Annotated in this window: 15 protein-coding genes and 1 pseudogene; 14 read left to right on the top strand and 2 right to left on the bottom strand. The window is 72.5% G+C overall.

All coding sequences use genetic code 11. From position 1 onward, the window contains the following. Window positions 1-33 precede the first annotated feature (33 nt). A complete protein-coding gene (locus QQM39_RS06170; RefSeq protein WP_301995610.1) occupies window positions 34-1,860 on the top strand; it encodes a gamma-glutamyltransferase family protein in 1,827 nt (608 codons plus the stop codon). A gap of 168 nt (window positions 1,861-2,028) precedes the next feature. Continuing rightward, window positions 2,029-2,874 (top strand): inositol monophosphatase family protein, encoded by an 846-nt coding sequence (locus QQM39_RS06165; RefSeq protein WP_301995609.1) that lies wholly within the window; start codon window positions 2,029-2,031, stop codon window positions 2,872-2,874. On the opposite strand, the gene QQM39_RS06160 is transcribed toward QQM39_RS06165, so the two are convergent. Continuing rightward, a complete protein-coding gene (locus QQM39_RS06160; RefSeq protein ID WP_301995608.1) occupies window positions 2,810-3,412 on the bottom strand; it encodes a hypothetical protein in 603 nt (200 codons plus the stop codon). The genes QQM39_RS06165 and QQM39_RS06160 overlap by 65 nt on opposite strands. A 97-nt stretch (window positions 3,413-3,509) precedes the next feature. On the opposite strand from QQM39_RS06160, the gene QQM39_RS06155 reads away from it, so the two are divergent. From QQM39_RS06155 to QQM39_RS06100, 12 genes and pseudogenes are all read left to right on the top strand, one after another. Beyond that, entirely contained in the window at window positions 3,510-4,922 is a 1,413-nt protein-coding gene (locus QQM39_RS06155; RefSeq protein ID WP_302003497.1) for an NAD(P)/FAD-dependent oxidoreductase, read from the top strand. A gap of 162 nt (window positions 4,923-5,084) precedes the next feature. Beyond that, window positions 5,085-6,203, top strand: coding sequence for an SCO3242 family prenyltransferase (locus tag QQM39_RS06150; protein ID WP_301995607.1), 1,119 nt, complete (start codon window positions 5,085-5,087; stop codon window positions 6,201-6,203). Window positions 6,204-6,238: 35 nt separating this feature from the next. Then, complete coding sequence (locus QQM39_RS06145) at window positions 6,239-7,099, top strand: sugar phosphate isomerase/epimerase (protein WP_301995606.1); 861 nt, start codon at window positions 6,239-6,241, stop codon at window positions 7,097-7,099. 63 nt (window positions 7,100-7,162) lie between these two features. Then, window positions 7,163-7,870, top strand: coding sequence for an EboA domain-containing protein (locus QQM39_RS06140; protein ID WP_301995605.1), 708 nt, complete (start codon window positions 7,163-7,165; stop codon window positions 7,868-7,870). Between the two features lie 2 nt (window positions 7,871-7,872). Further along, window positions 7,873-8,727: pseudogene (locus tag QQM39_RS06135) on the top strand (TatD family hydrolase). Window positions 8,728-8,734: 7 nt separating this feature from the next. After that, a complete protein-coding gene (gene eboE / locus QQM39_RS06130; protein WP_301995604.1) occupies window positions 8,735-9,892 on the top strand; it encodes a metabolite traffic protein EboE in 1,158 nt (385 codons plus the stop codon). Further along, window positions 9,889-11,310 (top strand): alkaline phosphatase family protein, encoded by a 1,422-nt coding sequence (locus QQM39_RS06125; RefSeq protein ID WP_301995603.1) that lies wholly within the window; start codon window positions 9,889-9,891, stop codon window positions 11,308-11,310. The genes eboE and QQM39_RS06125 overlap by 4 nt, the downstream gene beginning before the upstream one ends. Beyond that, window positions 11,307-12,494 (top strand): cytochrome P450, encoded by a 1,188-nt coding sequence (locus tag QQM39_RS06120; protein ID WP_301995602.1) that lies wholly within the window; start codon window positions 11,307-11,309, stop codon window positions 12,492-12,494. The genes QQM39_RS06125 and QQM39_RS06120 overlap by 4 nt, the downstream gene beginning before the upstream one ends. 36 nt (window positions 12,495-12,530) lie before the next feature. Then, complete coding sequence (locus QQM39_RS06115) at window positions 12,531-13,040, top strand: O-acetyl-ADP-ribose deacetylase (protein WP_301995601.1); 510 nt, start codon at window positions 12,531-12,533, stop codon at window positions 13,038-13,040. 68 nt (window positions 13,041-13,108) lie between these two features. Further along, entirely contained in the window at window positions 13,109-21,250 is an 8,142-nt protein-coding gene (locus tag QQM39_RS06110; protein WP_301995600.1) for a type I polyketide synthase, read from the top strand. Next, complete coding sequence (locus QQM39_RS06105; protein WP_301995599.1) at window positions 21,247-22,788, top strand: FAD-dependent monooxygenase; 1,542 nt, start codon at window positions 21,247-21,249, stop codon at window positions 22,786-22,788. Before QQM39_RS06110 ends, QQM39_RS06105 begins: the two co-directional genes overlap by 4 nt. A gap of 107 nt (window positions 22,789-22,895) precedes the next feature. Further along, window positions 22,896-23,342, top strand: a complete 447-nt coding sequence (locus tag QQM39_RS06100; RefSeq protein WP_302003496.1) for a hypothetical protein — start codon at window positions 22,896-22,898, stop codon at window positions 23,340-23,342. Window positions 23,343-23,384: 42 nt separating this feature from the next. On the opposite strand, the gene QQM39_RS06095 is transcribed toward QQM39_RS06100, so the two are convergent. Next, complete coding sequence (locus tag QQM39_RS06095; RefSeq protein ID WP_301995598.1) at window positions 23,385-23,747, bottom strand: metalloregulator ArsR/SmtB family transcription factor; 363 nt, start codon at window positions 23,745-23,747, stop codon at window positions 23,385-23,387. Window positions 23,748-23,901: the final 154 nt, after the last annotated feature.

Below are 23,901 nucleotides of genomic sequence, written 5' to 3'. Positions count from 1 at the left end.
AAGATCGGCCACCGCGCAGTGAGGAGTCCGCCCGTGTTCACCACCCGACCCACCCTCCAGGGCACTTTCGGCATGGTGTCCTCCACCCACTGGCTTGCCTCGCAGTCGGCGATGGCCGTGCTGGAGAGCGGCGGCAACGCGTACGACGCGGCCGTGGCGGGGGCGTTCGTGCTGCATGTCGTCGAGCCGCATCTCAACGGACCGGCCGGTGAGGTGCCGATCCTGCTCGCGCCGGCGGGCGGTGAGGTGCGGGTGCTGTGCGGGCAGGGCGTCGCACCCGCCGGGGCGACGGTCGCGCACTACAGAGGGCTCGGGCTGGAGCTCGTGCCGGGGACGGGGCCGCTCGCCGCCGCCGTACCCGGGGCGTTCGACGCCTGGATGCTGCTGCTGCGGGACTACGGCACCAGGTCGCTCGCCGAGGTGCTCGCGTACGCTATCGGGTACGCCGAACACGGGCACGCGCCCGTGGAGCGTGTCGGGGAGACCGTCGAGACCGTGCGGGAGCTGTTCGAGACGGAGTGGACCTCGTCGGCCGAGGTGTATCTGCCGGGTGGGGAGGCACCCCGGCCCGGGGAACTGCTGCGCAATCCCGCCCTCGCCGCCACCTGGAAGCGGCTGCTCGACGAGGTCGCAGGCGCCGGGGACCGGGTCGCGCAGATCGAGGCCGCGCGGGAGGTGTGGCGCACCGGGTTCATCGCCGAGGCCCTCGTACGGCAGGCCCGGCGGCCCACCCTGGACACCAGCGGTGAGCGGCACTCCGGCACCCTCACGGCAGCCGACCTCGCCGGCTGGTCCGCGACCTACGAGGCGCCGGCGACGTACGACTTCAACGGCTGGACCGTGTGCAAGGCCGGCGCCTGGAGCCAGGGCCCGGTCCTGCTCCAGCAGCTCGCGATGCTCCCGCCCGAGCTGCCGCGGTACGGGTCCGCCGAGTACGTCCATCTGCTGATCGAGGGCTGCAAGCTGGCGATGGCCGACCGGGAGGCCTGGTACGGCGACGCGGCCGAGGTACCGCTCGCCGAGCTGCTGTCGGAGCCGTACAACGCGGCCCGGCGGGAGCTGGTCGGCGAGAAGGCCTCCCACGAGCTGCGGCCCGGCAGCCCGGGCGGACGCGCCCCGCGGCTGTGCGCGCACGCGCGCGTGGTGGCCTCCGACGATCCCGGCTTCGACGTGCTGGGCGTCGGTGAGCCGACCGTCGCCCAGCGCCCGACGTCCCCGGTGCCGGGCGAACCCGACGTCGCCGCCGACGGGGGCACCCGCGGCGACACCTGCCATCTCGACGTCGTCGACCGCTGGGGCAACATGATCGCGGCCACGCCCAGCGGCGGCTGGCTCCAGTCCAACCCCGTCGTGCCCGAATTGGGCTTCCCGCTCGGCACCCGGCTGCAGATGACCTGGCTGGAGGAGGGCCTGCCGAACTCGCTCACCCCTGGGCGGCGGCCGCGTACGACGCTCACCCCCTCGATCGCCCTGCGCGACGGCGTGCCCGTCATGGCCTTCGGCACGCCCGGCGGGGACCAGCAGGACCAGTGGCAGCTGCACTTCTTCCTCGCGGTCGCCCTGCGGGACCGAGTCCGCGGCGGCCTCGACCTCCAGGGCGCCATCGACGCCCCGAACTGGCACAACGACAGCTTCCCCGGCTCCTTCTACCCGCGCGGGATGCGGCCGGGAAGCGTCACGGTGGAGTCACGGATGGACGCCGAGGTGGTGGCGGAGCTGCGGCGGCGCGGTCATGACGTGACCGTCGGTGACGCCTGGTCGGAGGGGCGGCTGTGCGCGGTCGCGAGGGATCCGGAGACCGGGGTCCTGTCGGCGGCGGCGAACCCGCGGGGGATGCAGGGGTACGCGGTCGGGCGCTGAGGGCCGGCCTCGGGCGTCGTGGGTGGGTCTTGGGCGCTGTGGGCGGGCCTCGGAGGGCCGCGGGAGCGCCTCTGACCTGCTGATACGTGCCCCTCCTATTCACGCCGACGCCATCCGGCGTCCATCGGGCGGGCGGGGTTTGTCAGTGGGGCGTGCTCTCATGGAGGAGTGATCGAAGACAACGAAACCATCGACGAGTTTCTCGCACAGCACTCGGCCGACGTGGCGGAAGCCGTCCGCAAGGCGGCCGCGGCCGAGATCATGCCGCGCTTCCGGCAGCTCGCCGCGCACGAGGTCGACCAGAAGGCCGGACCGCACGACCTGGTGACCGACGCCGACCGGTTCGCCGAGCAGTACCTCACCGAGGCGCTCGGCGCCCTCCTGCCCGGCTCGGTCGTGGTCGGCGAGGAGGCGGTGCACGCCAACCCGGCGTCGTACGACGCGCTCCAGGGCGACGCCCCCGTCTGGATCGTCGACCCCGTCGACGGCACCCGCCAGTTCGTGCACGGAGACTCCGGCTTCTGCACCCTGGTCGCGCTCGCACAGCGCGGCGTCCTGCTCGCCTCCTGGACCTACGCCCCCGCCCGTGACCAGCTGGCCACGGCGATACGGGGCCGGGGCGCCTTCCTCGACGGCGAGCGGCTGCACTCCGGCGCGCCGGAATCCGGCCGTGACCTGGAAGTCGCCACGTCCCACCCGGACTACACGACCGACGAGCAGAAGGAGGCCCTGCTCGGCCTGTGGACCGAGGGAGTCGCGCCGCGCGCCTGCGGTTCCGCGGGGCTGGAGTATCTCGCCGTAGCCCGGGGCGAGTTGGATGCGACAGCGTTCAGCTGGGAGGCCGCCTGGGACCATGCGGCGGGCATTCTCCTGGTCGAGGAGGCGGGCGGCGCCCACCTGACCCGGGCGGGCGAGCCGTTCCGCATCACCGGCGGCAACGTCCTGCCGTTCACGGCGGCCCGGGACGCGGCCACGGCTCGCCGGGTGCGGGCACTGCTGTCGGACGCAGCCTGATCTGGGGGCGGCCCCCGCCGACACGGAGGTCGACCACCTCGAACTCGGCGGGAGTGCCGTCCGCCGGCCACTCGCATTCCGCGCGCAGCAGCACCAAGGCGTCCACGAAGCCGGCGGCGGGCAGACCGACGTCGACGAACACCCCCGTGACACCGGGACCCCAGGGCGACACGGTGAACGTCCCCGACAGGCGTGTCCCGACCGGCAGGGGACCGGTGTCGTGACGGACGTGGCACCGGCGGAAGGACCGGGCACGGCCCCACGCCACATCGAACTCCCGCGAGTCGACCGACCGGGCGTCCGGCGGCTCCACGACCGGCTCCCGCACCGGCACCCCGTACACGGTCTCGTACAGCCGCACGCCCCACTCCCCGCACGCCTGCCGTGTCCGCGCCACCTCGACCGGTTCGGCGGCCACCACGGGCACCGAATCCGGCCCCCGGAAGGAGATCTGCCGCACCACCCGACCGGCGTCCCCCACCTCGAACCAGTGCCACAGACCGTCCTCGGGCACAGGGAAGCGGAAGCGGCGCGTCACCCGGCGGACTTTACCCGCGCCCCTGCGCTGTCAGTGGCCCGGCATATCCTGATCCTTCAAGGCCGTCGGCTGACGAAGGAGTCCGAAGGTGCCGTCGATGCTCGATGCGGTCGTGGTGGGTGCGGGGCCGAACGGGCTGACCGCTGCCGTGGAGCTGGCCCGGCGCGGCTTCTCCGTGGCCGTGTTCGAGGCGCGTGACACCGTCGGCGGGGGTGCCCGCACGGAAGAGCTGACCCTGCCCGGCTTCCGGCACGACCCGTGCTCCGCCGCGCACCCCCTGGGCATCAACTCGCCCGTGTTCCGGACCATGCCGCTCGACCGCTACGGCCTCGACTGGCTGCACGCCGAGCTGCCCATGGCGCACCCCTTCACCGACGGCACCGCCGCCGTGCTGTCCCGTTCCGTCGCCGAGACCGCCGCCTCCTTCGGCCCGCGCGACGCGGGGACGTACCGCAGGCTGGTCGAGCCGTTCCTGGCCAAGTGGGACACGCTCGCCCGCGACTTCATGTCCCTGCCCCTCACCGCCCTGCCCCGCGACCCCGTCACCCTCGCCCGGTTCGGCCTCGTCGGGCTGCCCCCGTCGACATGGCTGATGCGCCTCTTCCGCGACGAGCGGGCCAGGACCCTGTTCTCCGGCCTCGTCGCGCACGTCATGGCCCCGCTCAACGGCTTCGCCACCGGCGCCATCGGCCTGGTCTTCGCGCTCTCCGCCCACGCCCGCGGCTGGCCGGTGGCCCGCGGCGGCTCCCAGTCGATCTCCGACGCCCTCACCGCGTATCTGGAAGACCTCGGCGGCAGCGTCCACACCGACTACGAGGTCAAGCGGCTCGACGACCTGCCGCCCGCGCGCGCGTACGTCTTCGACACCTCACCCACCGCGCTGGCCCGCATCGCCGGCCTCGGCCGGTACTACGAGGGCTACCGCTACGGCCCCGGCGCCTTCAAGATCGACTACGCGCTGGACGGCCCGGTGCCGTGGACCGCGCCGGAGGCCCGCCGTGCCGGCACCGTGCAGATCGGCGCGGACCGCGCGGAGATCGGCACGGCGCTGCGGGAAGCGTCCCGAGAGGGCCGGGCGCCGGACAAGCCGTTCATGATCACGGTGCAGCCCAGCGTCGTCGACCCCAGCCGGGCTCCCGACGGCAAGCACGCCTTCTGGGCGTACGGGCATGTGCCGAACGGCTGGACCGGAGACCTCACGGACGCCATCGAGCGCCAACTGGAGCGCTTCGCCCCGGGGTTCCGCGACCGTGTCCTCGCCCGCGCCACGGCAGGCCCGGCCGAACTCGCCGTCCGCAACGCCAACTACGTCGGCGGGGACATCGCCTCCGGCGCGGCCTCCGGACTCCAACTCCTGCTGCGCCCCAAGCTGTCGCTCTTCCCCTACACCACCCCGCACCCGGCGGTCTACATCTGCTCGTCGGCCACCCCGCCCGGACCGGGCGTGCACGGCATGTCGGGGCACAACGCGGCCAAGGCGGTGTGGCGGCGGCTGCGTCAGGAGCCGTGAGTGCCGGGTGCGTTGAGTGCCGAGCGCGGTGAGTCTGCTCAAACGATCCACGTTTACCGGTAGTTCGGGCCGCACGGTAAGAGAAATCTGTGTCTTCTTTGTCACTCCCCTTACCGGAGGGTAGGTACCTGAATGCTCAACAGCCGCGAGTAAGGTGCCGCCATGAAAGATCGGAAAGCGGTTGCCCGCTTCGGATCCCGGTCTGCCGTGCGCCTCACCGACCTCGCCCTGCTCGTCAGAGCGCCGGCCGCGTTGAGTGTCCCGGGTGACGTGATCGCGGGAGCGGCCGCCGCCGGACGTCCGCTGGGCGCCCGCACCCTCGGAGTGATCGGTTCCTCCGTGTGCCTGTACTGGGCCGGCATGGCCCTCAACGACTATGCCGACGCCACGGTGGACTCCGTCGAGAGGCCGGACCGCCCTGTGCCCTCGGGGCGTGTTCAGCGTCGTACCGCGCTCGGTGTGGCCGGTGGGCTCACTGTGGCGGGGCTCGGTCTCGCCGCCGCCGCGGGGGGCCGACGCAGCGTTTGCGCCGCGCTTCCTCTGGCTGGGCTGGTGTGGGCGTATGACCTGAAGCTCAAGTCCACGCCGATGGGCGGAGTTGCCATGGCGGGGGCCCGGGTACTGGACGTCCTGGCTGGAGCGGTTGCCTCCGGCTCGGGCCCCGGTGCCGTGTCGGTCGGCGTCGCGCTGCGGCGTGCTGCGGTGCCGGCTGCGCTGGTCGGTGTTCATACCGGCACGTTGATGGCGCTCAGTCGGCATGAGATCGCCGGGGCGCCGGTGCGGGTTCCGGTTGCGACTCTTGCCGTGTCTACGGCGACGACCTTGGCTGCGGCCGTTCCGGTCAAAAGGGCCGCCGTAGGAAGTGCCACCGTGCGTCGTCGCGCGTCTGCTGCGCCGTCGTGGCTTGTCGCGCCCCGCGGCGGAGCCGCTGTTCGACACAGCCCCGCGCCCCTCAAAGGCGTTGCTGCCGCCGCCACTTCCAAGAAGCTCCGCATCGCCCCTTCTGAAAAACTCCGTACCGCCCCCTCCGACAAGCTCCGCATCGCCCTCACCGCCACCGCCGCCCTCGCCTACCTCGGTACCTACGGCACCGCCCAGGCCCGCGCCGTAAAGGAACCCTCGGGGGAGAACGTACGGCGGGCCGTCGGGGCCGGGATTCTCGGGCTGATGCCCCTTCAGGCGGCGCTCACCGCACGCGGCGGGGCGCCTGGTGTCGCCGCGGCGCTCGGTGTCGTCCATCCCCTCGCGCGACGGCTGGCCCGGCGCATATCGCCCACCTGAGACCCACCACACCCTCCGTGCGAGGAACCGGCACCATGAGACCTCCCCCCACCGATCTCAGATTCGGCTACGGCACCAACGGCTTCACCCACCACCGGCTGACCGACGTCCTGGCCGTTCTCGCCGACCTCGGCTACGACGGTGTCGCCCTCACCCTCGACCACGGCCACCTCGACCCGTACGCCGACGATCTGCCCCGGCGTGTCGCCGCCCTCGCCCGGCAACTCGCGCGGCACGGCCTGGACGTGACGGTGGAGACCGGTGCGCCGTACTTCCTCGACCCGTGGGGCAAGCACCTGCCCACGCTGATGTCGGACGGTTCCGAGCGCAGGGTCGACCTGCTGCGCCGCGCCCTGCGTATCGCGGCCGACCTCGGCTCGCCCACCGTCCATCTGTGCAGCGGCCCGGCGCCTGACGGGCTGCCGGAGCGGGACGCGTGGAAGCGGCTCGCGGCCGGTGTGGAGGCCGTGCTGGAGACGGCGGAGACGTACGGGGTGGCGCTGGCCTTCGAGCCGGAGCCGTACATGTTCGTCGACACCGTGGACCGGTGCCTGCACCTCGCCCAACTGGTCGACGGGCACGAGCTGTTCGCGATCACCCTGGACGTCGGCCACGCGCACTGCGTGGAGGAACGCCCCGTGCTCGACTGCGTGCGCCGGGCGGCACCGCTCCTGCGCAACGTGCAGATCGAGGACATGCGGCGCGGCATCCACCAGCACCTCGAATTCGGCGCGGGCGAGATCGACTTCCCGCCCGTTCTGGCCGCCTTGCGTGACCTCGGGCATCGCGGCCTGGTCTCCGTCGAGATCCAGGGCGGCTCGCTCGACGCGCCCGACGTCGCCCGCCGCTCGATCGAGTTCCTGCGCGCGGCCGTGAAGACCGCGGCGGGCCAGTAGACACCGCCCGGCCCTCCTGCTGGCTCGGCTCAACTCCTCCCACCCCTGCGAAGTTGTACCTCCATGGCTGTCACGACCGCCTCGCCCTCGGCTCCGCCCGATCCCCACCGCGCCCTGATCGCCGTACTGGACGGCACAGCCAGTACCTGGCTGGACGCGAGCGTCGCCAAGATCGCCGCCGATCCCGCCGCCGTACGACGGCTCTTCCCCGCCGCCCGTAGGCGTTGCGGACATGGGCGCCTCGACGGGTACTGGGCCGTCGACGAGGCCGCCCGGGCCGTCCTGCTCACCGCACTGCCCCTGCGCGGCCAGGCCCTCGCCGACGAGGTCACCCGCCTCCACCGCCACGGCGACCCCGCGGAACAGCGCGCCGTCCTGCGCACCCTGCCGCTGCTCGACCTGGACGACCTCGCCCTGCCCCTGGTGCGGGAGAGCCTGCGCGGCAACGACACCACCCTGATCGAGGCCGCCCTCGGCCCGTACGCCGCCGCGCACCTCCCGGACGCCGAGCACCGCCAGGCCGTACTGAAGTGCGTCTTCTACGAGATCCCGCTGGACCGCGTCACCGGCCTCGACGCTCGCGCCGACCGCGAACTGGCCCGTATGCTCGCCGACTTCGCCAGCGAGCGGATCGTGGCGGGACGGGACGTACCCCAGGACATCCTGCCCGTCGTCCGTGCCTTCCCGGACGTCGCCGGCGCAGAACTCGAGCACGCACCAACAGGCCGATCAACGGACCCACTCACGGACGTACTCAAGGAAGAGGGCTGACTGTGCGCATCTTCGACCCCCATATCCATATGACCTCCCGGACGACCGACGACTACGAGGCGATGTACGCGGCCGGGGTGCGCGCCGTCGTCGAGCCCGCCTTCTGGCTGGGCCAGCCTCGTACCTCGCCGGAGAGCTTCTACGACTACTTCGACGGGCTGCTGGGCTGGGAGCCGTACCGGGCCGCCCAGTTCGGCATCCAGCACTTCTGCACGATCGCGCTCAACCCGAAGGAGGCCAACGACCCCCGTTGCCTCCCGGTCCTCGACGAACTGGACCGCTATCTCGCCAAGGACCGGGTCGTCGCCGTCGGGGAGATCGGCTACGACTCGATGACGCCGGAGGAGGACGAGGCGCTCGCGCGCCAGCTCCAGCTGGCCATCGAGCACGAACTGCCCGCCCTCGTGCACACCCCGCACCGCGACAAGGCGGCCGGTACCCGGCGCACCCTGGACGTCGTACGGGAGTCGGGCATCGCCCCCGAACTCGTCGTCCTCGACCACCTCAACGAGCTCACCGTCGGCATGGTCCTGGACAGCGGCTGCTGGGCCGGGTTCTCGATCTACCCGAAGACCAAGATGAGCGAGGACCGGATGGTGGAGATCCTCAAGGAGCACGGGACGGAGCGGGTGCTCGTCAACTCGGCTGCCGACTAGGGACGTTCCGATCCGCTCAAGACCCGTAAGACGGCTGACGCGATGCTCGCCGCCGGGTTCGACGACGACGCCGTGGACGAGGTGCTGTGGCGCAACCCCGTCGCCTTCTACGGTCAGAGCGGGCGGCTGGAGCTGGAGGAGCCCAAGCCGGACGAGGAGGCCACCTTCCGGGGCAACTCCATACGTCGCGGGGGAGCGTGAGCGGTCCATGCGGTTTCTGCATCCGGACGGTACGACCGTCCACCTCGGCTACTGCAGCAACGTCCACCAGGCGGAGGATCTCCAGGGCGTGATCGCCCAGCTCGCCGAGTACGCCGAGCCCGTGCGCGAACGGCTCGGGACCGAACGGCTCGGCATCGGGCTGTGGCTGGCGCGCCCGGTCGTCACCGAACTCGCCGATGACGAAGGCAGGTTGACGCGTCTGAAGACCGAACTGCGGGCGCGCGGGCTGGAGACCGTCACCCTCAACGCCTTCCCGTACGCCGGCTTCCACCGCGAGGTCGTCAAGAAGGACGTGTACGAACCCGACTGGGCCGACGAGGCCCGGCTGAAGTACACCCTGGACTGCGCCCGCGTCCTCGCCGCCCTCCTCCCGGACGACGTCGGCCACGGCAGCGTCTCCACCCTCCCGCTCGCCTGGCGCACCCCGTGGACGCCCGTCTGTGCCGAGGAGGCCCGACACGCCCTGGACCGGCTGGCCACCGGGCTCGCCGCGCTGGAGGCGTGGACGGGCCGTCGTATCCGCGTCGGCTTCGAACCGGAGCCCGGGTGCGTCGTCGAGACCACCACGCAGGCGGTACGGGAACTGGGCGGACTGGACCCCGACCGGCTGGGCATCTGCCTCGACGCCTGCCATCTCGCCGTGCAGTTCGAGGAACCGGCCGAGGCGCTGCGGCGGCTCACGGAAGCCGGGCTGCCCGTCGTCAAGCTCCAGGCGTCCTGCGCCGTGGAGGCCCCGAACCCGGCCGACCCCGCCGCCCGCGCCGCCCTGCACCGGCTCGCCGAACCCCGGTTCCTGCACCAGACCCGGACGGCGACCGACGGCGACGTCCTCGGCGTCGACGACCTCCCGGACGCCCTCGACGGCGCCCTTCCCGCCGACGGCGGCCCCTGGCGCGTCCACTTCCACGCCCCGCTGCACACCGAGCCCGAAGCCCCGCTCCGCACCACCGCCGACCAGCTCGACCCGGTCCTCGCCGGGCTGCTGGGCGGGCCCTCGGCCGCCTGTGACCACATCGAGGTCGAGACCTACACCTGGTCCGTCCTCCCCGAACCGCCCGCCGACCTGCCCGGCGGCATCGCCGCCGAACTCGCCTGGGCCCGCGACCGGTTGACCGGCCTCGGCCTCAAGGAGGACCCGTCATGACGACCGACCACCCAGTGAACCGCGTTGTCGTCCTCGACATCGTCGGCCTCACCCCGAACCTCCTGAAGCACATGCCGGCCGTCGCCGCCCTCGGCGAACGCGGCTTCCAGGCCCGGCTCGACACCGTGCTGCCCGCCGTCACCTGCACCGTCCAGTCCACCCTCCTCACCGGCGAACCCCCGTCCACGCACGGCGCGGTGGCGAACGGCTGGTACTTCCGCGACCTCGGCGAAGTCATGCTGTGGCGCCAGCACAACGCGCTCGTCGGCGGCGAGAAGATCTGGGAGACGGCCAGAAAGACCAACCCCGACTACAAGGTCGCCAACATCTGCTGGTGGTACGCGATGGGCGTCGGCGTCGACTGGACGGTCACTCCGCGCCCCGTCTACTACTCCGACGGCCGCGGGGAACCCGACTGCTACACCTGGCCGCCGTCCCTGCACGACGAACTCACCGACCGGCTGGGCCCGTTCCCCCTGTTCACCTACTGGGGCCCGAACGCGGGCATGCCCTCCACCCAGTGGATCCTGGCCGCCGCCCGCCAGGTCTTCGACGAACACCGCCCCGACCTCACCCTCGTCTACATCCCGCAGATGGACTACGAGCCCCAGCGCTCCGGCCCGGATTCGCCGGAAACCATCCGCGCCGCCCGCCAACTCGACGATGCGCTACGCCCGTTGATCGACCACTTCCTGCGCGAGGGCGCCACCGTCGTCGCGCTCAGCGAGTACGGCATCACGCCGGTCTCCCGCCCGGTCGACATCAACCGCGCCCTGCGCCGGGCAGGGCTGCTGGAGGTGTACACGCAGGACGGCATGGAGTACCTGGACCCGTGGACCTCGCGCGCCTTCGCGGTCGCCGATCACCAGGTCGCCCACATCTACGTCCGCGACCCGGCCGACGTCGAGGCGGTCGCGAAGCTCGTCGCCGAACTCGACGGCGTGGAGCAGGTGCTGGACGCCGACGGCAAGTCCGCCCACGGCCTGGACCACGAGCGCTCCGGCGAACTCGTCGCACTCGCCGACCCCGACGCCTGGTTCACGTACTACTACTGGCTGGACGACGACCGCGCCCCCGACTTCGCCCGCCAGGTCGAGATCCACCGCAAGCCCGGCTACGACCCCGCCGAGCTCCTCTACGACGAGACCGTCCCCGCGGTGAAGCTGCGCGCCGTCGGCCAGGTCGCCCGCAAGAAGCTCGGCTTCCGCTACCGCCTCAAGACCGTCCCCCTGGACCCGTCCGGCGTCCGCGGCAGCCACGGCCGCCTGCCCGCCGACCCCGACCACGGCCCCGTACTGCTGTGTTCGCAGCCGGAGCGGGCCCGGGAAGCCTACGCGGCCACCGAGGTCAAGTCCCTGCTGCTGGGCCTCGCCGGCCTGCACGAGACGCCCGATGCGACGGAAGGCACGCAGAAGTGACGACCCACCCGCCCCTCCCCACGATCCGCCCCCTGCTCGACCCGGCCCCCGAGTACGCCAAGTGGCAGTCCGAGGAACCGATCCGCCGGGTGACGATCTGGGGCGACAACAGCCCCTGGCTGATCACCCGGCACGAGGACGCCCGCACGGTCCTGGCCGACCCGCGCTTCAGCGCCGACGCCAACCACCCCGCCTTCCCCCACACCCGCCCCGGAGCCCCACCCCAAGCCCCCGGTCTCTTCCACCAGATGGACCCGCCGGACCACACCCGGCTGCGCCGCATGCTGATCCCCGACTTCACCTTCCGGCGCATCGAGCAGCTGGAGGGCGCCGTCCAGCGGATCTGCGACGACCTGCTGGACGCGATGACGGACGGCGACGCGACGCAGGCGGACCTGGTGGCGTCGTACGCGCTGCCCCTCCCCACCCTCGCCATCTGCGAACTGCTCGGCGTCCCCTACGAGGACCACGGTTTCTTCCGCGAGAAGTCCAACGCCCTCACCAGCGTCGCCGGCGACCCGGCCGAGGCGATGGCGGCCCGCATGGCGCTCTACGGCTATCTGCGCGCCCTGATCGAGCGCCGCACGCACGACCCCGCCGACGACCTCGTCTCCCGCCTGGCCGCCGAGCGCGTCGCGACCGGCGAGGCCACGCTCGACGAAGCCACGGGCATGGTCTCCCTGCTCCTCCTGGCGGGCCACGAGACCACGGCGAACATGTTCCCCCTCGCCGTGATCGCCCTGCTCCAGAGCCCGGCCCAACTGGCCGCGCTGCGCGCCGACGACTCCCTGTGGCCGGGGGCGGTGGAGGAACTCCTGCGCCATCTGACCGTCATCCACTCCGGCATACGGCGGATCGCCACGGAGGACGTCGAGCTGTCCGGCGTCCGCATCCGAGCGGGGGAGGGCGTGGTGGTGGCGTTGCAGGCCGCCAACCGCGACCCGGCCGTGTACGCCGACCCCGACGCCCTCGACGTCCGCCGCGACGCCGCCGGCCACCTCGCCTTCGGGCACGGCCTGCACCAGTGCCTCGGCCAGTCGCTGGCCCGCACCGAACTCCGCCTGGGCCTGTCCACCCTGTTCCGCAGGCTCCCGTCCCTGCGCATGACGGCCCCGCTCGATTCGCTGGCCCTGTCGACCAGCACGGTCCACGGAGTGCGCTCGCTGCCGGTCGCCTGGAAATAGCCGGTCATCGGTGGCAGGGCTGCTATAGAGGCGGTCATGACCACCATCAGGCTCGTCCAGGGCGACATCACGCGGGAGACCGCCGACGCGATCGTCAACGCCGCGAACTCCTCCCTCCTCGGCGGGGGAGGAGTCGACGGCGCGATCCACCGCCGGGGCGGCCCCGCGATCCTCGACGAGTGCCGCAAGCTGCGCGCCTCCCGCTACGGCAAGGGTCTGCCCACGGGAGAGGCGGTCGCCACGACGGCGGGGGAGCTGGACGCGCGGTACGTGATCCATACGGTGGGCCCGGTCTGGTCGTCCACCGAGGACCGCTCGGACCTGCTGGCCTCCTGCTACCGGGAGTCCCTGCGGGTGGCCGAGGAGCTGGGTGCGCGGACGGTCGCGTTCCCGGCGATCTCCACCGGTGTGTACCGGTGGCCGATGGAGGATGCGGCGCGCATCGCGGTGGAGGCGGTGCGGGACGCGCGGACAGTGGTCGAAGAGGTGCGCTTCGTCCTCTTCGACGACCGGGCCTACGACACGTTCGCCCGACGACTCGGCTGACGGAGCGACGCCGGAACTCAAGTCCCACAGCGGTTGGATCATGGGGGTTGGAACATGGGGGTTGGAACATGCTGAGCAAGGAAAAAGTTCTGCCGCTGTACGAGCTGCTTCAAGCGCATGCCGGCCGCACACCGGACCACACGGTGTTCTCCGACTCCGCGCGCCGCGTCTCCTACGCCGACCTGGAGCGGCGCACCGCCAGACTGGCGGCGCATCTCGCCCGGGTGGGCGTCGGCCGGGGCGACCGGGTGGCCTTCTGCGTCGGTACGTCCGTGGACACGGTGGAGAGTTGTCTGGCCGTTCTCCGGGCGAGCGCGGTCGGCGTCCCGCTGAACCCGCGTACCTCCGATGCGGAACTCGCTCATTTCATCGCGGACAGCGGGGCGTCGGTCGTCATCACCGACCCCGCACGCCTGGCGCGCGTCAAGCGGCTGCCGCCCGAGTGCCGACCGTCCCACGTGCTGCTGACCGGCGAAGGCCCGGTCCCCGCCAACGCCCCTGCCTCGACGGTGCTGTTCGGCGACGTGGCCGACACGGACAGCGCCGAACCCCCTCGGGACGATCTCGCACTCGACGAGACGGCGTGGCTGCTCTACACCTCCGGCACCACGGGCCGACCCAAAGGGGTGATGTCCACGCAGCGCGGCGCGTTGTGGTCGGTCGCCGCCTGCTACGTCCCGCTCCTCGGGTTCTCCGCCGAGGACAGGCTGCTGTGGCCGCTTCCGCTGTTCCACAGCTTCGGGCACTCGCTCGCGATCCTGGGAACCGTCGCCGTCGGCGCGAGCACGCACATCACCGGTGAGCTGCTCGCGCCCGGAGAACTGCTGCGTACGGTGCGCGCTTCGAGCGAACACGCCGGCGGGCCGTTCACCGTGCTGGCGGGAGTGCCCACGACCTACCGCCAACTGGCGTCGGCCGCCGCGGACTTCGAGGACCAGGGACCGCCGCGATCGGGGCTGCGGTTGGCCGTCGTGGCCGGTGCCCCGAGTTCCGTGCGGTTGCGGCAGTCGGTCGAACGCCTGCTGGGAGCGCCGCTCCTCGACTACTACGGCAGCACCGAGACGTGCGGCGCGATCGCCGTGAACCGGCTGAACGGGACGCATGCCGAAGGCTCCTGCGGACAGCCCGTGCCGGGACTCGACGTACGGCTGGTCGACCCGGAGTCCGGCGAGCCCGCCCCGGCGGACGGCGAAGGGGAAGTGTGGGTCCGCAGCCCCGGGATCATGACGGGCTACCACAACCAGCCCGAGGCCACGGCCGCGGCCATGAGGGAGGGCTGGTACCGCACCGGCGACATGGGCCGCTGGACGGAACACCGAAGCCTCACGCTCACCGGCCGGGTCAGCGAGGTGATCATCCGGGGTGGCGAGAACATCCATCCCGCGGAGATCGAGGACGTGCTGCTGAGCTGTCCGGGCGTGGCCGACGCCGTCGTGACGGGCGCCGCGCACCCTGTCCTGGGTGAGGTTCCGGTCGCCGGCGTGGTGCCCGGTCCGCAAGACCTCGACATGGATCAGGTGCTGGCCCACTGCCGGGCCCTGCTCGCCGAGCACAAGGTCCCGGTGGCGATTCAGCGGATCGCGGCTGTGCCCCGTACCGCATCCGGCAAGGTCGCCCGTACGGCCGTCGTCCTCGACGTGGCGCGACCGGACGCACCGTCCGGTGCGGACCTCGACGCCCCGACCGCGGTCGAGCCGCCCGCCTCGCCGGACGCCCTGCGGGAGAGGGTCCTGAGCGAGACGGCCGCACTGTGCGGGGCGGAACCCGGTGAACGGCCGGACGCCGACCGTGCGTTCACCGACTTGGGGCTCACCTCCCTGGGCGCTGCCAGGCTGGTCGAGCGGCTGGGCGAGCTGACCGGACTGCGCCTTCCGGCCACGCTGGTCTTCGACCACCCCACGCCCGCCGCGGTCTCCCGGCACTTGTGGACCACGCTCACCGCACCGGAACCACAGCAACCGCACCTCCGCGCCGACCCGGCCGACCGGCGTGCGGGGAGCGACCCGGCCGACGATCCGGTGGCGATCGTCGCGATGAGCTGCCGCTACCCCGGCGACGTCCAGTCGCCGGAGGATCTCTGGCAGCTGGTGTCGCGGGAAGGCGACGCGATCTCCGGCTTCCCGGTCGACCGGGGATGGGACCTGGAAGCCCTCCACGACCCCGATCCGGACCGCCTCGGCACCTCCTACACCCGCCACGGCGGCTTCCTGCACGGCGCCGCCGAGTTCGACACGAGCCTGTTCGGGATCTCGCCGCGCGAGGCCCTGGCCACCGACCCCCAGCACCGGTTGCTGCTGGAGACCTCCTGGGAGGCACTGGAACGCGCCGGAATCGACCCCCTGTCGCTGCGCGGGACCGACACGGGCGTGTTCGTCGGCGTGATGTTCAACGACTACGCCGGCCGGTTCAACGGCCCTCACGAGCTGGAAGCCCACCTGGGCATCGGCTCGGCCGGCAGTGTGGCCTCCGGCCGGATCTCCTACACGTTCGGACTGCGCGGGCCCGCCGTCACGGTCGACACCGCGTGCTCGTCCTCGCTGGTCTCGATGCACTCGGCCGTCGAAGCGCTGCGCTCGGGCACCTGCTCGCTCGCCCTGGCCGGAGGCGTCACCGTCATGGCGACTGCGCAGTCCTTCGTGATGTTCAGCCGGCAACGAGGTCTGTCCCCCGACGGCCGGTGCAAGTCGTTCTCCTCTTCGGCGGACGGCACCGGATGGAGCGAGGGAGCCGGCATGGTGCTCCTGGAGCGGCTCTCCGACGCCCGGCGCAACGGCCATCCCGTCCTGGCGGTGCTGCGCGGGTGCGCCGTCAACTCCGACGGCGCCTCCAACGGCCTCACCGCGCCCAGCGGCCCGGCCCAACAGCGGCTGATCGAGCAGGCGCTGGACACCACAGGACTGCGGCCGAGCGACGTGGACGTGGTCGAGGCGCACGGCACCGGCACCACACTCGGTGACCCGATCGAGGCGCAAGCGCTGCTGGCCACCTACGGGCAGGGACGCTCTCCGGATCAACCGCCGCTGTGGCTCGGGTCGGTCAAGTCCAACCTCGGTCACACACAGGCGGCCGCGGGTGTCGCCGGCGTCATCAAGATGGTGATGGCCATGCGGCACGGCGTCCTGCCGCGCACCCTGCACGTCGAGGCGCCGTCGCCGCACGTGGACTGGTCCTCGGGCCGAGTGGAGCTGCTGACGTCCGCCCGCCCGTGGCCGGAGACCGGACGCCCGCGCAGGGCCGGTGTCTCCGCGTTCGGCATCGGCGGGACCAACGCGCACGTCATCATCGAGCAGGCCCCGGAGCCGACCGCCGAGCACACCCGGCCCGACGCCGAGCACACCCGGCCCGAGGCCGAGCCGTCTGCCGTGCCCGCGGTGCCCTGGCTGCTCTCCGGAGCCGACGAGGCCGCACTGCGCGCCCAGGCGCATCGGCTGGCCGCCTGGGTGACGGCCCGGCCCGACGTGCCGCCGACCGACGTCGGCTTCTCACTGGCCGTGTCGAGGACCGCGCTGACGCACCGGGCAGCGGTGCCGGCCGGTGACCTCGACGGCGTACTGGCGGGGCTGCGAGCCCTCGCCCGCGGCGAGCACAGCGGCACGACCTTCCAGGGCGTCGCGGACGACGCCGGCATCCGTACGGCGTTCCTCTTCACCGGCCAAGGCGCTCAGCGCGTGGGCATGGGCAGGGAACTGTGCGCGGCGTTCCCGGCCTTCGCCGCCGCCTTCGACGACGTGTGCCGGGCGCTGGACCGCCATCTGGAACACCCGTTGCGCACGGTGATGTTCGCGCAAGCCGGTTCGCCGCATGCCGCTCTGCTCGACCGTACGGACTTCACCCAGACCGCTCTGTTCGCCTACGAGGTGGCCCTGTTCCGCCTGCTGGAGTCCTGGGGCGTGCGGCCGGACCACCTCGCGGGACACTCGGTCGGAGAGCTGGCGGCGGCGCATGTCGCCGGTGTGCTGGACCTCGCCGACGCCGCGGAGCTCGTCGCCGCCCGGGGCCGCCTGATGCGGGCACTGCCGGAAGGCGGGTGCATGGTGGCGCTGCACGCGGCGGAGGACGAGGTCGCGCCGCTCCTGGCGGAGTCCGGGCTCGCGGGACGGGTCGCGATCGCCTCGGTGAACGGGCCGCGCTCCGTCGTCATCTCCGGGGCGGGCGAGGACGTGCGATCCGTGGCCGACCGGTTCGCCGGGCAGGGACGACGAGTTGTGCGGCTGCGGGTGAGCCACGCCTTCCACTCACCGCTCATGGAGCCGATGCTCGACGAGTTCCGCCGCGTCGCCGAGCGGTTGACGTTCCGGCCACCGCGAATCCCGGTCGTCAGCGCGGTTGCGGCGGGCGTGGGCGAGGACCTGTGCTCCGCGGAGTACTGGGTGCGGCACGCGCGTCTGCCGGTCCGGTTCGCGGACACCGTGCGTTGGCTGCACGAGGCGAATGTCGCGGCCTTCATGGAGTTGGGGCCGCACCCTGTCCTGACCGCGGCGACCGCGGACTGCCTGCCGGCGGACGGACGCCCGCGGCCGGTGCTCGCCGCGAGCGCCCGGTCGGGCGAGCCCGAGGCTCAGACCCTGCTGTCCGCCTTGGCGCGGCTCCATGTGCGCGGGGTGGGCATCGACTGGTCCGCCGTGTTCGCCGGGAGCGGGGCGCGCCGCGTGGACCTGCCGACGTACGCCTTCCAGCGCCGGAGGTACTGGCTGGACGCCCCGAGCACGTCGGTCCACGCGACCGCGGTGACCCGCGCCCAGGGCCATCCGCTGCTGGGCCCGGCATTCACCTTGCCGGACACGGGGGACACGGTGCTGTCCGGGCTGCTCTCCGCCGAAACCCAGCCCTGGCTCGCGGATCACGTCGTCGCCGGCGTGCATCTGGTGCCCGCGACGGCATTCGTGGAGATGGCGGTCCGCGCCGGTGACCAGGTGGGGTGCGGGGCGGTGGACGACCTCGTCGCCCTGGCACCGCTCACGCTGCCCGCGGGCGCGGCTGTGTGCGTACAGGTCGTGGTCGGCGCAGCCGATGCCGTGGGCCGACGGTCGTTCGACATCCACTCCCGCCCCGGGGATGCGCAATCGGCTGCGGACGACTCCGGGACAGCGTGGACCCGGCATGTCACCGGGTCACTGGTGAGCGTGCCGGCAGCGCAGGAACAGGACTTCTCCGAGAGCGGCCCGACGGAGTGGCCGCCCCCGGACGCCGTCGAAGTGGACCTCACGGACGGCTACGACAGGGCGGCGGACGACGGCTTCGCCTACGGGCCGGCGTTCCAGGGCGTCCGGGCGATGTGGCGCCGCGGCACCGAACTGTTCGCCGACGTGCGACTGCCGGAGGCACAGGCCGCGCAGGCAGCTCGGTTCGCGATCCATCCGGCGCTGCTGGACGCCGCTGTGCACGCCGCCCTGCTGGCGGCATCCTCCGATTTCCGCTCGGAACCGGCTCCCGTGCGGCTGCCGTTCGCCTGGAGCGGAGTGCGCCTGTACGCCGACGGGGCCACGGCACTACGGGTGAGGCTGACCGAAGTGGGCGCGGACCGCGTCTCGTTGACGATGACCGACCCGACGGGCAGGCCGGTGGCCTCGGTCGGCTCCCTGACCACCCGAGAACTCCCCGACACCCAGCGGGATCCCGCCGAGGACGTCGTTCGGCGTGCACTGCTGTGCCCCGGCCGGGTGCCCGTCGAGACACCCGACAGCGTCGAGGGCGGGCAGCGCTGGACCACTCTGGGCCCCGACGACCTGGACCTCGCGGCACACCTACCCGCCCTCGTCGACCCGGCTGGCGACGCCGAGGCCGGCCCCGACATCGTGGTGGTCACGGCCGTAGGGGCCGCGGCGGACCCCGACCCCGTGTCCGCGACACACGCCCTGACGGCCAGGGTGCTCAAGACGTTGCAGGACTGGCAGGACGACCCCGCCTCTGTGGGGGCACGGTTGCTGGTCGTGACGCGGAACGCCACCGCGGCCGTACCCGACATGGCCGGGGCCGCCGTCTGGGGACTGGTGCGCACGGCGCAGTCGGAGATGCCCGGACAGGTCGTCCTCGTCGACGTGGACGGGCACCCGCAGTCCCTCCAACGGCTTCCCGCGGCCGTGGCCACCGGCGAGCCCCAGCTGTCCATCCAGGCCGGCCGGACAACGGCGCCCAGGCTGGTGAGAACCGGCCCTGGTACCGGCGGCAGCGGATTCGGCGCGCAGGGCACCGTGCTGATCACCGGTGGTACCGGCGCCCTCGGCGCGGAACTGGCCCGGCACCTGGTCCGCGCCCACGGCGTACGGCACCTGCTGCTCACCGGGCGCCGGGGCCCGACGGCGCCCGGCGCACAGGAACTGCGCGCCGCCCTGGAGGAGTTGGGGGCCGAGGTCAGGATCGTCGCCTGCGACGCGGCCGACCGCGCCGCGCTGGCGGACGTGATCAACAGCAGCGAGCCACCGCTGTCCGCCGTGGTCCATGCGGCCGGCGAACTCGATGACGGTGTCCTGGCGAGGCTGACCCCCGGCCGTCTGGCGACCGTGCTCCGGCCGAAGGCCGACGCGGCCTGGAACCTGCACGAGCTGACCCGGGACCTGGACCTCACGGCATTTGTGATCTTCTCCTCGGCCTCGGGTCTGGTGGGCCGCCCCGGTCAAGGCAACTACGCCGCCGCGAACTCCTTCCTGGACGCCCTGGCCCGCCACCGTGCCGCGCAAGGGCTGCCCGCGCTGTCGCTGGCGTGGGGCCTGTGGGAACACACCGACGGCATGGCCGCCCAACTGCGCCGCAGCGTACGGCCCCAGGTCGCCGACGACGGTTTCCCCGCACTCTCTCCCGAGCAGGGCCTGGCACTCCTCGACGCGGCCCTGCGGCACGGGGAACCGGTACTGGCACCCTTCCTCCTGGACCGAGCCGCCCTGCGGTCCGCCCCCACGCCCCTGCCGCCACTGCTGCGGGAGCTGATACCCACCGGCCGGCCTACCGTCACCTCCGGGCAACGCGCCCAGGCCGGGGCGCAGCCCGACGCCTGGCGCACACTGCTGGCCGACCTGCCCGCCCACGAACGGGAGGGAACCCTTTCCAGGCTCATCCGCCAGACGATCGCCGATGTCCTCGGCTACCCCGACGCCGACGCGCTGCCCTCCGAAAGAGCCTTCACCGACCTGGGATTCGACTCCCTGATGGCGGTTCAGGTCCGCAACCTGGTGGGCGCCGCCTGCGGGCTCCGGCTGCCCGCCGCCGTCGTGTTCGAGCACCCCACGACGCCGTCCCTCACCCGGCACCTCCTCGACCTGCTCGGCGACCTGCCCGAAACGGCAACGGCAACGGCAACGGAAACGGCAGCGGAAACGGCAGCGGAAACGGCAGCGGAAACGGCCGCAGAGCGGCGCGACCGCCCCACGCAGAGCCTTGCCGCCCTCTACCGGAAGCTCTGCGCGGCCGGCCACGTCGTACCGGCGATGCACATGCTGCTCGGCGCCTCCTGGGCGGTGCCGACGTTCGACGCCTCCGAGAGCCGGGCCCGAGCCCTGCCGCCGCTGCGCCGGACCAGCGGCAGCACGGGCCCGCTGCTCGTCTTCTTCCCCGGGCTCCAGCCCCCGCTCGACTTCCCCGGCGGAGAGTTCGCGCGATTCCAGCGCTTCTTCGACGGCGAGTCGGAGATCATCGAACTCCCGCATCCGGGACTGGGCGAAGGCGACGCGGTACCGGCCGACCGGGAGGTGCTGGCCCGCACGCAGGCCGAGACCGTACTCCGCCACGTCGGAGACCGGCCCTTCGTCGTCGTCGGCGCGTCCAGCGGCGGTGCCGTCGCCCATTGCGTGACCCGGTACCTGGAGGGACACGGTGCTCCGCCACGAGCCCAAGTCCTCCTCGACACCTACCTCATCAACGACGAGAACCGGAACAAGGACTGGCTGTCGGCCCTGCCGGCCACGGTCGCGCCCCTGCTGGGAACGGGCCGGTACTCGGGGGACGAGGACACAGCGGTGGCCGCGATGGGCGCGTACACGCGGATGTTCCTCGACTGGGTTCCGGAACCGGTGACCACCCCGACGCTGCTGGTGCGCGCCGCGCGGCCCACACCGGAGATGGCGGCCGGACCCGACGCCGACGACTGGCAGACCTCCTGGCCACTGCCGCACGACCGCGTCGATGTCGTCGGGGATCACCGCGCCCTCCTCAAGGAGCACGCCCGGACCACCTCCGAGGCCGTGCGCACCTGGATCAGCTCTACCGTGAAGCCATGACGGCACCGCTGGATGTCCTGGTGGTCGGCGCCGGGCCGACGGGGCTCGCGCTCGCCGCGCAGTTGCGCGCCCACGGGATCACGTTCCGCCTCGTCGACCGTTCCCCGGACCGGGTGCGCGAGTCCCGGGCACTCGGCATCCAGCCCCGCACCTTGGAGGCGCTGGCGGGCTTCGGCGTGACCGAGCGGCTGGTGGCCCGCGGCAACCCCGCGATGCGGCTGCGCCTGCACCTGAAGCGGCGCACGGTGTCGGTACCGCTCTTCGACATCGGACTCACGGACACCCCCTACCCCTTCCTGCTGTTCCTCTCGCAGGCCGAGACGGAGAACGTCCTCGGTGAGCACCTGGCCACGCGCGGCGTCCCGATCGAACGCGGCACCGAGCTGCTCCTGCTGGACCGACGGGATCCCCACGTCGTCTGCCGACTGCGTGGCCGCGACGGCACGGAGGAAGACGTGGTGGCGCGCTACGTCGTCGGCTGCGACGGCGCCCACAGCACCGTGCGAGCCCAGGCGGGCATCGACTTCGAGGGCTACGCCTATCCGCAGACGTACCTGCTCGCCGACCTGGACGTCGACGGGCTGGAGCCGGGCGCCGTGCACTCGTACATGACCGGGGCCGGGATGCTGATCTTCTTCCCGCTCGGCTCACCGGCACCCTGGCGGATGCTGGCCATCCGGCCGCCCGACGCCCCCGACGGCGAGGTGACGCTGCCGCTCCTGCGACAGATCGCCGACCGGTACGGGGCTCAGGGGCTGACGCTGCGGGATCCGGTCTGGATGACCGACTTCCGGCTCCACAACCGCGGTGCCGCCCGATACCGGTCCGGGCCCTGCTTCCTGGCCGGCGACGCCGCCCACATCCACAGCCCGGCCGGGGCACAGGGCATGAACACCGGCATCCAGGACGCCCTCAACCTGGGCTGGAAGCTCGCCCTCGTGTGCCGGGGCGCCGCACCGGAGGAACTGCTTCAGACGTACGGCATCGAACGCGCCCCCGTCGGCCGCGAGGTACGACGGTTCACCGACCGCGCGTTCACCGTCGGCACCAGCCCTCATCCCCTCCTCCGCTTCGCCCGTGCCCGGCTCGTCCCGCACCTCGCCCCCCTGGCGGTGCGTGCCAGGGCGCCCCGCCGGTGGGTCTTCCGTACCGTCTCCGAACTGGGCATCCACTACCGGCGCAGCCCGGCCTCCACGACGGGCGGACGACCGCCCCGCCACGGCCCGCGAGCCGGTGACCGGCTGCCGGACCTGCCCCGGGGCATCCAGGCCCGGACCGCCGCCCCCGGCTGGCACCTGCTCCTGACCGGCCCGCCGCACCTCTGGCCGGACCAGCGGCTCGCCCCGGTCCTGGCCGGCCGCGCCGACCTGATCACCGTGCACCGCCTCGACGACCGCGGTCCCTGGCCGGGCGTCGCCCAGGGGCTCGTACGGCCCGACGGCCACGTCGGTTACGTCGCACGCGGTGCCGAACTGGAGGGACTGCGGGCCTATGCCGCCCGCTGGCTGCCGACCGACACCACGGGACACACGGGGTGAACGGCTCCCGGCGTTGATCCGTACCACTTTTCGTGCAGTCACAGCGAGGAATCAACCGAGGAAGCGACCGATGAATCGACCGAGGCAGCATCGGCCGTAGCGCGACCATCGTCCGTACCGCGACGGCGACCGGCAGTCTGGTTCTTCTGCTCCTGGCCACCGCGTGCGGCGGGAGTGAGGACGAGGGCACCGCCGCGAAGAGCAGCCCGACGAACGTCTCCGCCACCGCGGTCGGCGTCGTGGCGCCGGCGAAGGTCGAGGTGATCGCCGACCTGACGGGCTGCGAGGTCAAGATCCGGACCGAGGCGGACGAACTGCGCGAAGGCGTCTGCCGGACGAAGCGGGGCGACTACCTCATCACGACGTTCCCGCAGGAGAAGTTCAAGCTGACCTGGCTGGACGCCGCCGCCGTCTACGGCGGCAAGTACCTCGTCGGCACCCGCTGGGTGGTCAGCGCGAAACCGGAGGTGCTGGAGCGGCTCCGGCCCCAACTGGGCGGAAAGATCCATCAGTTGCGGGGTGTGGGCCCGACCCCCGCCCCGACCGCGTCGTAAGGCGGCCAGGTCGGCCGACGCGGCTCACTCGACCGACGCGGCTCACTCGGCCGCGTCGCTGATGCCCAGCCGCAGATGCTCCACGTGGTACACGGCCTGGTCGAGCAGCTCGGCGACATGGTGGTCGTGCAGCGCGTACACGACCGACCGGCCGCGCCGCTCACCCACCACCAGGCCCAGATTGCGCAGCAGCCGCAGCTGGTGGGAGCAGGCGGACTGCTCCATGCCCACCTCGGCGGCCAACTCCGTGGCGGGCAGCGGACCTTCCCGCAGCCGCGCCAGGATCAGCAGGCGGGAGGGGGTGGAGAGGGCCTGGAGGGTGGTGGCCACCTTGGCTACGTTGGCCGCGTCCAGACGTACGCGCTCGGTGGCGTCCTGCGCGGTGGTGACGGCTCCATGACCCATGTCGGGTATCTTACTCATCGTACCTGAACACATGAATGCTTCTTCATGTGTCTCCGGGTTCTTCGGCCCGGGTAATCCGCCAGCTCCCAGCCCAGCCGAGGCTGATGTCGGATTCTCGCCAGCCTCGTCGCCCCCGCTGGTCGATGCTGGACGC

Source organism: Streptomyces sp. DT2A-34, from assembly GCF_030499515.1.
In the GTDB taxonomy this organism is placed as follows: Bacteria; Actinomycetota; Actinomycetes; order Streptomycetales; family Streptomycetaceae; genus Streptomyces.
The sequence above is the reverse complement of the archived record's forward strand: the minus strand, read 5'-3'. Positions and strand labels throughout refer to the sequence as shown.